Origin of the sequence: Aquiflexum sp. (assembly GCF_041749095.1) — a bacterium.
GTDB lineage: Bacteria > Bacteroidota > Bacteroidia > Cytophagales > Cyclobacteriaceae > Aquiflexum.
Genome location: NZ_JBGTCA010000339.1, coordinates 1 through 9,949, shown reverse-complemented (window position 1 = coordinate 9,949; position 9,949 = coordinate 1). Strand labels below are relative to the sequence as shown.

The following is a 9,949-nucleotide window of genomic DNA, read 5'->3' as shown; positions in this document are numbered from 1 at the left end:
GAAATTGTACAATTCAGGGTAGCTGAAAATAAATTAAAAGCCACAAAAAAAAGAAAATGACCGGTTCAGATAGCATCCATATTGAATTAAGAGAAGCAAGACCCTCTGACCTTGACATTCTGATTTTTTGGGACAAACAGGAGCACAATATCTTTGCAGATCCCGATGAGGAATGGGATTGGGAATCAGAGCTTACCAAAAACCCTGAATGGCGCTTACAGCTTATGGCTGAATTGAACGGTCGGCCTATTGGGTTTGTACAGATCATTGATCCTGCATTAGAAGAAAGCCATTATTGGGGAGAAGTTGAAGAAAACCTTCGTGCAATTGATATTTGGATGGGCGAAGCAAAGGATATCGGCAAAGGTTATGGAACCATCATGATGAATAAGTCCATTGACATTTGTTTCTCCGACGAAAAAGTGAAAGCCATCCTGATTGATCCTTTGACCATTAATACAAAGGCAATTCGGTTTTATGAGAGACTTGGATTTGAATTTGTTGAATACAGGAGATTTGGTGAGAGTGATTGCTCAGTTTACCAATTGACCCGTGATAAATGGATGGCAAAAAAACCGCTTTAACTAAATAAACCTCTAGAATACCCAAATTTCATCAAATATGAAAAAACTACAGATCAATGCCGCTTTACAGATACAAAAGCCTGTTCAGGAAGTTTATGATGCCATTATTGATCCATCAAAAATGAGCATGTATTTTATTTCCAAAAGTACCGGCCCAATGGAAGAGGGAAAAACTGTTTGGTGGGAATTTCCTGAATTTGAAGGATCATCGCCTGTCAGGGTCGGCAAAATGAAACCCAATGAATTGATTGTTTTCTCTTGGGATCTTGGTGAAAAGGCAATGACAGTTGAAATCAACCTTGTTACTCAAAAAGATGGTTCCACCTTGGTCAAGATCGCTGAAGGCGAAATGGACAATGACGAAGCTGGGCTAAATTGGCTAAAAGGAAATACTGAAGGTTGGGCCAATTTCTTGGCATGCCTGAAAGCATATTTGGAATATGGGATTAACCTGAGAAAAGGGGGCTTTGATTTTATGAGAAAGTAAAGACTTTACTTTAATCTTATTCTATGAAACATTTCTTATTCATTTTATTTCTTGGGATTATTCCAATTACCAATAACTCATTTTTTGAAAGCAGTATTAATTCTTCCAATATGAAGGAATTTCGCGTGTTGGGGTATTTGCCGAGTTCGAAGGATTGGATTGCCGGTGCAGAAAAAATTGACTTTTCAAAAATCACAGATTTGAATCTTGCCTTTATCAATCCAGATGAATGGGGAAATTTTGCCGAGAATGAGGGTTTAAAGTTTGTAGTCAAAAAAGCCAGTCAACATCATGTAAACATCTATTTTTCCATTGGTGGTGGAAGTCCACCTGCCCACTTGGAGAAGCTTTTAGAACCAAAGCATCGGGGGAAATTTATCGATGCTATCTGTGCATTTGCCCAGAAATATGAATTTGACGGTGTGGATGTGGATCTGGAAAATGATCTCATCAATGAAAACTACAAAGATTTTGTTTCGGAACTTTCTACTGCCATACAGTCAATTAACTTAAAAATGACCGCTGCACTTGCCAGTTGGAATGCCGATAAAATCAGTGATGAAACTTTGTCCAGTTACGATTTCATCAATATCATGTCCTATGACCAAACCGGACCCTGGAACCTGAACAAACCCGGTCAACATTCCCCCTTAAAAATGGTTGAAGATGATTTTGCTTATTTTCATCAAAAAAGAGGAATTCCTGCTGAAAAGCTGTTGATAGGCTTGCCATTTTACGGCTACGGTTTTGGGGAAGGTGCTCCGGGAAGCATGAATTTCGGAAATATAGTTTCGAAATTCCCCGGATCTGAAAACAAGAATGAAATACATTTCCCGGTGGGTGGAACACTTTACTATAACGGTAAGGAACTGATCATGCAAAAGACAGAATTTGCAATGAAAAAGGACGCAGCCGGCGTGATGATATGGCAGCTTTTGGGAGATAGTAATGGACGGCATTCTCTTTTAAAGGTAATCAATGAAACTAAGGAGAATGCTCATGCAACCAACCCGAAGTGGTAGGAAATAAGATGGAACTTCTGACCAAAAGACTTAAGCTGATACCTTTTGACAGGAATGATCTGGACTTTCTTCATCAAACCTTTACAGATCCTTTTGTGAGGAAGTATCTCTGGGATGATGAAATAATCCCGAGGGAACTGGCACAAGAAATCCTTGGCACCAATCACGCACATTTTGAAAAATCCGGTTGGGGACTTTGGAAAGTGATTTTGAAGGAGAGTAAGGAATTTATAGGTTTTGCAGGATTATGGTTGTTTTTTGAAGAACAACAACCCCAGCTTTTATACGGGCTTTTGCAGGCCTTTACCGGAAAGGGATATGCCACCGAGGCTTCAAATGCAGTTGTGGACTACAGTTTTGGCCTTTTGGGCTTTCACAATTTGACAGCCTCCTTTGACGCCGGGCATCAACCTTCTGAAAAGGTATGCCGGAGACTGGGAATGAAAAAGATCAAAGAAGAAGTGGTGAATGGCAAGCCTACTGTTTTTTACCGATTGGATAAAAGCTGAATCCTTTTTCCTTAAAAGCTTTCACCCATCAGATAAGGATTGTTATAATGTCACCAAATCCATATATTCCTCAGTTTTAAAATTCAACCAAGTCCAACTTAACCCTAAAGAAAATGGAAAGACGAAATACCATAAAGAAACTCCTCGCAACAATAGCCGGATTTGCAGGAATTGGCACCATTGCAAAAGCTGAAGCAGATTCTACCCCAGAAAAAGAAGTATTCAATGTTGTCCAGGACCAGGATGGCCCCTTATTTTCGGGTTCAACCAAACTGGGAAATATGATTTTTGTGGCAGGAAAAGGGGCACATTTTGACGGAGATATCAAAGCCCATACTGACCACGTCCTTAAAGAATTGGAAAAGGAACTGGTCAAAGCAGGTTCTTCCATGGAGAAAGTCCTAAAAGTCAATGTCTATCTCCATGACCTGAATGACTACAAAGGAATGAATGAGGTCTATAGAGGAAGATTTGGAAAAAAACCTCCCGTACGTACCACAGTTGCCACTTATGGCGGAGTTCCCGGTGATTCCCTGGTCGAAATGGATTGTATCGCCTACATCTAGTTATCACACCTCACCGCAGCACCACCGGTTCACTCCGGCCATTCAAACTATAAACAATTGCACCGTCTTTGATGGTCATTTCACATTCGAAGCGTTTATCGGATTCCAGTTTGTATCCGTTTTTATCCCAAATACCGAATTGACCCTTTCTGACATTGATCAGGGCAATATCGGCAATCGCACCTTCCGACAAGTGCCCCAATTCTTCTCTATGGATCACTTGGGCAGGTGCCCATGTACTTGCTTTGATGATATGAGGGATTTCCATACCAATAGCCATGAATGTATTCATCACATTGAGCATGTCCTTCATGGCTGCATTCATGCTGCCTTTATGAAGGTCTGTACTGATGGTGTTGGGATAAAATCCTGCCTCAAAAGCAGGAATGGCCTGCCTGAAATCAAAACTTGCCCCTCCATATCCTACATCGAATATGATCCCTCTCTCCTGCGCTTCCCGGACAAAGGGTTTGAACTGACGGGTTTCATAATCTACTACAGGTTCCCTTGCACCGCCCAATTCAGCGAAAACATGGGTATAAATATCCCCTGGTCTCAAATGGTCGAAAAACAACTCCCTCAACCTTAAAGGAGCAAAGGCCATAGAACCCCCAAAATCAATGATGACAGGCATTCCGGTAATATTTCCTGCCTCAACTGCCCTATCCACCGGTATCCAATCTCTTTTGGCATAATGCGCTACTTTAAATCCTACCACATATTCCTTGTAATTCAACGCAGCCTGTGCAGTCATTTTAGCATTCATGTCAGAAGTATCCTGTTCATAAGCTCCACCACGCATGCCCTCCCCTACTATGTTCATAAATGCCAAAACCCTTGTTTTGGAATGGTCAATGATGTTTTCCTTAAAGACGTGGAAATTTTTCCAGCCCGGTCCTCCACAATCGACAATAGTGGTCACTCCGACCCTAAAGGTAAAGCTATCAGGATCAACAGCCACCAAACCATCACTGAGATAACTATTGGGCCTGGTTCCATAAAAATTATGTCCATGGATATCAATTAAGCCTGGTACTACCAACAAGCCTTTGGCATCCACGACTTGCCGGGCACCTGTTACATCTATGTTTTTTGCAACTTTTGCAATCACGCCATCCTGAATGGCCACGTCCATCAATTCATCAAGATTGTTTTTTGGGTCAATAACGTGTCCTCCTTTTATTACCACTTGGTAATTTTGGGCTATCAGACTAATAGGAGCAAAACAAAAAAAATAGAGCAATAAGTATCCTGACTTTTTCATTTTCTTCATTTTTTGGGTTTTAAACTCTACCGGCAATCAACTCTTCCTGTATTCTTTTGGTCACTATTTTTTCTTCATTGGGTCTTAGCATAAAGACCGTACAACTAACTTCATGGTCTCCCGATCCAACGACTTCAATGGATGGATTTCCATTCCTCAATTTTTCCTGCATTTGGGTCCGATTGAGATTTATGACATTCGGATACCAAGCTATTTTCAAAAAAGGTGTATGATTGGCGACAGGAGGAACTGAAACCGAGGTAGTCACCCCATCCACTTTTTTCACCATCTCTTCAATAAAAGAAACTTTTTGCTCCCATGACTTCCATTCTTTTTCATGGTCTTTTTGCACATAAAGCTCCAGCGCCACTAGCATCCCAAGAATTTCCTCCTTATTGACCTTCATTCCCCTACCTATTGTATGGCCCCTAGGTGGCGCACTCAATCTTGCAGCCTCGATAATTTCCTTTCTTCCCATTAGGATCCCCGCGCTTTGGGGACCTTTCATCGCCTTTCCTCCCGAAATACACACCATATCAAATCCCATATCATTGAATTTCCAAAGGTTTTCTACAGGAGGAACATCCGCCGCTATATCTATCATGGTCGGGATATTGTGCTTTTTACCCAAAGCCACCCATTCTTCATGTTGGATTTTACCTACCGGTGCCTGATAGTTCAGAAACCAAAGCATGGCCGTTTTCTCATTGATCGCATTTTCAAGTTCCTCCACTGTCTCCACGGGAATTAAAGTAACTCCTGTATTGGTCAGCGAATGCACATAAGCCACATTATGGCTTTTTTGGACAATGACCTCAGATTTCATTCCTTTCAGATTTGGAAGCTGGGCGATTTTATCCTTGTCTGTTCCTGTCAGTACTCCTGCCAATCCCAACACCATGGCTGACCAGCAACCTGAAGTGACTGTTGCCGCTTCTGCATGGCATATAGCTGCTATTTTTTCCCCAACCTTATCCTGCACCTCGTCCAACATGATAAATTGTTTGGAAGATGCCTCTATCGTCTCCATCACCTCTTCAGGCATCAGTGAAGCTGTCATGGCAGTATAGGTACCTGCGGCATTAATAAAAGTCCTCAGACCCAATTCCTTGATCAAATCCCGCTTTGGCATTGATGGCGTATCTGCAAAAACCGATTGGACAGGGATTCCACTCCCCATTATTGTTCCCACCAAGGGAAGAGCAGAAAGTCTTTTCAGTAAAGTTCTTCTGTTTATCATATCTTGTTTTTTCTAGATTTTCAATCTCCCTTATAAGGATAAGATTTAGTGATTATTTAGGATCGATATCCGTAATAAATCCTATGATTCGATTGATATCAATTCAAGGATTTGTATTTTAAATTCTTCGGTCTTCCGTCTTCCGTCTTCCCTGCCAAGGGAAAAGGCGTCTGCTGGCAATTAAGCAGAATATCACATTAGTATATTTGTTAAATCTAATTTTTTTAAAAACATTCTGCAAACCATTACCAATGCCATATTCCCATTGATACAATAATCAACATTAGTTCAATATTTTATTCTTCACCTACCTGAATTCCAGTATTCCAAAATATTGAGGTAAGTGAAAATCCGGTTTGGGATTATCAACCAGAGACCAGGTCAAATAATGTGGATTACTGGTAGTACTTGCTGTTTTATAAAAATTGGCATTCCATTTCACACCCGGTCGGGGCTGACTGATTTCTGCATATTGCTTGAGAATTTTCAATGGCAATTTGAATTCAATGGTCCAAATGGTGTCATTTTCTATTTCGGGAAAAACCTTTTCCGGAAGTGAATGGGCTATTTCGACTTTTAAAATATCATGTTCATCAAGAAATTGATACTCCTTTCTTGGCAATGTGACATACTGCATCAAGGGAACTCCACCACAGTTGATTTCCAGATTGAAATAATAAAGTGGATTTGACCCATCAGGAGAAAAAAAGAATTCCACACAAGGATCCCCTGAAACATGGCCATTGGTCTCCTGTACCAAACAATGCACAAACCTGTCTTTCACCAAAAAAATACCATAGATATTTTCGTCATCATACAAGAGCTTGGTAAAAGTAGTTGGTAGAAAATGGGGTTTATTTCCCATAATATGGGTAATTTCCAAAGCAGGAACATTTTCCCAAGCCGGCTTTTCCCAAACCCCATCAATCATAATTTCCTGATCCAGTCGATTGACCTGGTACACTGATTTTTCTGTTTTGTTATTCATCGTTTTCGAATTATTTAAACCTTGGGCAACTGTAGTGACAGTGATCAACCAAAAGCAGAACACATAAATCAAATCAATTTTTTTTCTGCCCATTGTCTTCTTGATTTTCTATCTGTGTTCTCACCTTCCCGACTTCAATGGCAGAAATACTTGGTGAATTATTCCCGAAGTTTTTCCGGATATAAGTCAACACTGAGGCAATTTCAGTATTGCTGAGAAAGGAATGGGATGGCATTACACCGTTGTAGGCCACACCCTCAACAATAATGGGTCCTTCAAGACCTTTAACTATCAATTCAATCAATGGTCTGTTTCGTCCATTTATAACCTGGGAATTGTGAATGGGAGGAAACCTGTTGCCATCACCTCTTCCATCTCTTTGGTGACAGGTACCGCAATAGAGATTATAGACCTGCGCTCCGCTTTCAATCATTCCTGTTTCCAGGTTGTCCAATTCTTTCTCAGGATTTTTAATGTTTGTTCTTTCATTTTTTCTTTGCTCAAGCTTGGTCAAAGCGGCTTCTCCAAATGCGGATTTATTGCCTTTGTACATGATTCGCCAAATTTTCCCTTTGACACTTTCTGAAATATATAGAGAGCCATCGGGTCCCATGGCAATACCCATTGGACGGGCTTGGGCATCACCGGTACTCACAATGGTATCCAACCCTGCAAATCCATCAGCAAAAACTTCCCAATCCCCTGAAGGCCTGCCCTTTTCGAAAGGCACAAATGCAACAAAATACCCACCCTGCGGGAAAGGTCCTCTGATAGTAGATCCATGAAAGGCTACAAAAGCCCCATTCTTATATCTTTCCGGAAATTGATTGCCCTTATAAAAATGGAGGTCATTCGGTGCAAAATGACCTGGAAAACCCATCAAAGGCTGTTCAATCAAATGGGCATCCCCCTGTATTTTCCCGTCCCCTCCATACTCAGGGTTCAGTTTCTTTTTGCCTTCTAAATGGTCAAAATAATAGTAGGGCCAACCGCCATCTATTCCTTCCTCCACTCTGAAAAATTCCTCTGAAGGTAAGACGGCACTTTCCCAAATGTCAAAAAGTTCCGGCCAGGATTTGTTCAGGTCATCTCGGCCATGTTGGACTACATACAGTTCATTCGCTTCCTGATTCCAATCCATAGCCACCACTGACCTGATTCCGGTGGCATATCTATTTCCATCTTTTTGGGTCTGATTGGGCTTGTTTGCATCAAACTGCCAGATACCACCATGCCATTCCAATTGGGGACATGGGTCCATTCCCGGAGAGCCGGGTTTCCTGTTGATTTCCTGGCATACATCTCCCGGAGAGCCGAAGGGCACATAAAGATGGCCTTCATCATCAAATGCAATTGGTTTGGCAATATGTTCATACCCATATTTTGCATTTTTATAATCGTCTAATAAAATCAGTTCGGGTACTCCTATCGGCAAAAGTTGGTCTTTGTCCATTTTATACCGATAAACTTCGCCCGCAGTACTGAAATAAACATAATCGCCATAGATGCGCATGGCTGTCCCATAGTTTCCCGTATCCGGATACCCCCCAAAATATTCCACTATGTCCGCTTTCCCATTCTTATTTTTGTCCTTTATGGCAACCAATCCATTTCCGTTTTTATCAGGTACTCTAAGCTTCACGTATATATCACCCTTTTGATCCACAGCCAAATGTCTGGACCTCCCAATACTGTCCACCACGACAATGGCCTCGAATCCATCCGGTAAAAACAAACCACCGTTATCCGTGTCGGCTGCAGGCAATGGGTCAGGTTGTTGGCAGGAAAAGAATAAAAATAGCCCCAAAAAGCAGATAATGCCATTTAGTGTATTTTTTGCTGTGGAGAAAAAACATTCCATAATCCAAGCACTTCTCTTCATCAATGGTTTTGGGCGATCAGAATTGAACTTTTAAATATATGCTAATGAAATATAAGGCATTTAAACATACATCAGCATGCCATTTATCAAAAAATGGAGTGCGCTGCTAAGTAAAAAACTATTTGTAAAAAAATTATCTGAAAATCGACTGATTTTTGTCATACTTAACTGCTTGTTGGGATATGAGGTCAACCAGAAAAGGGAGGTTTTAATTTTATGATGAAGAAAATACTCGTATTTGTCATTTTTTATATCAATATTTTTAAAGTTTTCTTGATATTTAAGGTAATGCCAAAATAACAGAAACTATTTCTATTTATTAATCCATTCCAATGAAGCAAGATTACGATTGGCATAGCATAGAAGCGTCCGAAGTACTCAAAATACTGGGTGTATCACCTGAGGAAGGACTAGGTTCTGTTGAGGTCAAAGAAAAAACTGAAAAATTCGGGGAAAATATATTGACCAAAAAAAAGAGGCAAAGTGCTTTAATAAGATTTCTTTTACAATTTCATCAACCATTGATTTACATTCTTCTAGCTGCCACCGTAGTTACATTTTTTTTAGAAGAATATGTTGATTCATCAGTCATCTTTGGTGTTGTTCTGATCAATGCCATCATTGGGTATATTCAAGAGACCAAAGCGCTAAAAGCAATTGATGCCCTTGAAGAAAGTCTCACTTCAAAAGCTACAGTAATTCGGGATGGGAAGAAACAGGAAATTGATTCCGTTGACATTGTTCCGGGTGATGTGGTTTTATTACGTTCGGGTGATAAATTTCCTGCTGATGTCAGGCTTTTTCAAATCAGTGACATGCAGGTGGATGAATCTGCTTTGACAGGTGAATCAGTCCCTGTCCAAAAACATATTGATTCCGTACCTTCAGAAAATGTTCTTGGCGATAGGTTCTGTATCGGATTTTCTTCAACAAATGTGACCTATGGCCAGGGAAGGGGTATTGTAGTCGCTACAGGAGATAACACGGAAGTAGGCAAAATCCAGCAATCCATTGCCAGTGCACAGGATCTAGAAACACCTCTGACCCTCAAAATAAAGAGCTTCAGTCACATGCTTCTATGGGTAATTATTGGGCTTTCTGCCATTTTGATTGTAGTAGGCATGGTTCGGGGAGAAACTTTCGGGGAGATTTTTATGGTAGCGGTTGCACTTGCTGTAGGTGCCATCCCTGAAGGTCTTCCGGTAGCAGTTACCATTATGCTGGCTTTGGGTGTTTCCAAAATGGCCAAAAGAAAAGCGATCATCCGGAAACTTGTCGCTGTGGAAACCTTGGGAAGTACCAATGTAATCTGTTCTGATAAGACCGGGACCTTGACAGAAAATCAGATGACAGTTCAGAAAATTTTTGCGGAAGGTAATTTTTTCGATGTCACCGGCCTTGGGTACA

The 9,949-nt window shown here is 40.9% G+C and carries 10 protein-coding genes; 6 read left to right on the top strand and 4 right to left on the bottom strand.

The features are described from left to right. Positions 1-56: 56 nt before the first annotated feature. The 5 genes from ACEW8O_RS15420 to ACEW8O_RS15400 all read left to right on the top strand — a co-directional run bounded on the left by ACEW8O_RS15420 (position 57) and on the right by ACEW8O_RS15400 (position 3,168). The gene (locus tag ACEW8O_RS15420; RefSeq protein WP_373495517.1) at positions 57-584 is read left to right on the top strand and encodes a GNAT family N-acetyltransferase; all 528 of its coding nucleotides are present in this window, start codon (positions 57-59) and stop codon (positions 582-584) included. Between the two features lie 37 nt (positions 585-621). Beyond that, positions 622-1,071, top strand: coding sequence for an SRPBCC domain-containing protein (locus tag ACEW8O_RS15415; protein ID WP_373495516.1), 450 nt, complete (start codon positions 622-624; stop codon positions 1,069-1,071). 23 nt (positions 1,072-1,094) lie between these two features. Continuing rightward, positions 1,095-2,093, top strand: a complete 999-nt coding sequence (locus ACEW8O_RS15410) for a glycosyl hydrolase family 18 protein (RefSeq protein WP_373495515.1) — start codon at positions 1,095-1,097, stop codon at positions 2,091-2,093. Positions 2,094-2,101: 8 nt separating this feature from the next. Next, on the top strand, positions 2,102-2,602 hold the full coding sequence (locus ACEW8O_RS15405) for a GNAT family N-acetyltransferase (RefSeq protein ID WP_373495514.1): 501 nt from the start codon (positions 2,102-2,104) through the stop codon (positions 2,600-2,602). 113 nt (positions 2,603-2,715) lie between these two features. Further along, positions 2,716-3,168: a RidA family protein gene (locus ACEW8O_RS15400; protein ID WP_373495513.1), complete on the top strand. Its 453-nt coding sequence runs from the start codon at positions 2,716-2,718 to the stop codon at positions 3,166-3,168. Positions 3,169-3,178: 10 nt separating this feature from the next. Here the strand turns inward: ACEW8O_RS15400 and ACEW8O_RS15395 are convergent, their stop codons facing one another. From ACEW8O_RS15395 to ACEW8O_RS15380, 4 genes are all read right to left on the bottom strand, one after another. Continuing rightward, positions 3,179-4,432 carry an amidohydrolase/deacetylase family metallohydrolase gene (locus ACEW8O_RS15395; protein WP_373495512.1) on the bottom strand — a complete coding sequence of 418 codons (1,254 nt, stop codon included), beginning with the start codon at positions 4,430-4,432 and terminating at the stop codon, positions 3,179-3,181. Between the two features lie 19 nt (positions 4,433-4,451). Then, entirely contained in the window at positions 4,452-5,672 is a 1,221-nt protein-coding gene (locus tag ACEW8O_RS15390; RefSeq protein ID WP_373495511.1) for a selenocysteine synthase, read from the bottom strand. Positions 5,673-5,979: 307 nt separating this feature from the next. Next, the gene (locus tag ACEW8O_RS15385; RefSeq protein ID WP_373495510.1) at positions 5,980-6,753 is read right to left on the bottom strand and encodes a carbohydrate-binding family 9-like protein; all 774 of its coding nucleotides are present in this window, start codon (positions 6,751-6,753) and stop codon (positions 5,980-5,982) included. Then, entirely contained in the window at positions 6,734-8,542 is a 1,809-nt protein-coding gene (locus tag ACEW8O_RS15380) for a PQQ-dependent sugar dehydrogenase (protein WP_373495509.1), read from the bottom strand. Before ACEW8O_RS15380 ends, ACEW8O_RS15385 begins: the two co-directional genes overlap by 20 nt. Before the next feature lie 332 nt (positions 8,543-8,874). On the opposite strand from ACEW8O_RS15380, the gene ACEW8O_RS15375 reads away from it, so the two are divergent. Then, a partial coding sequence (locus ACEW8O_RS15375) for a cation-translocating P-type ATPase (protein ID WP_373495508.1) occupies positions 8,875-9,949 on the top strand: 1,075 nt, incomplete at its 3' end.

Excerpts from the sequence above, each read along its gene's own strand:
- ACEW8O_RS15405 (WP_373495514.1), top strand. The coding sequence starts at position 2,102 with ATGGAACTTCTGACCAAAAGACTTAAGCTGATACCTTTTGACAGGAAT.
- ACEW8O_RS15410 (WP_373495515.1), top strand. The coding sequence starts at position 1,095 with ATGAAACATTTCTTATTCATTTTATTTCTTGGGATTATTCCAATTACC.
- ACEW8O_RS15415 (WP_373495516.1), top strand. The coding sequence starts at position 622 with ATGAAAAAACTACAGATCAATGCCGCTTTACAGATACAAAAGCCTGTT.
- ACEW8O_RS15395 (WP_373495512.1), bottom strand. The coding sequence starts at position 4,432 with ATGAAAAAGTCAGGATACTTATTGCTCTATTTTTTTTGTTTTGCTCCT.
- ACEW8O_RS15420 (WP_373495517.1), top strand. The coding sequence starts at position 57 with ATGACCGGTTCAGATAGCATCCATATTGAATTAAGAGAAGCAAGACCC.
- ACEW8O_RS15400 (WP_373495513.1), top strand. The coding sequence starts at position 2,716 with ATGGAAAGACGAAATACCATAAAGAAACTCCTCGCAACAATAGCCGGA.
- ACEW8O_RS15380 (WP_373495509.1), bottom strand. The coding sequence starts at position 8,542 with ATGAAGAGAAGTGCTTGGATTATGGAATGTTTTTTCTCCACAGCAAAA.
- ACEW8O_RS15390 (WP_373495511.1), bottom strand. The coding sequence starts at position 5,672 with ATGATAAACAGAAGAACTTTACTGAAAAGACTTTCTGCTCTTCCCTTG.
- ACEW8O_RS15385 (WP_373495510.1), bottom strand. The coding sequence starts at position 6,753 with ATGGGCAGAAAAAAAATTGATTTGATTTATGTGTTCTGCTTTTGGTTG.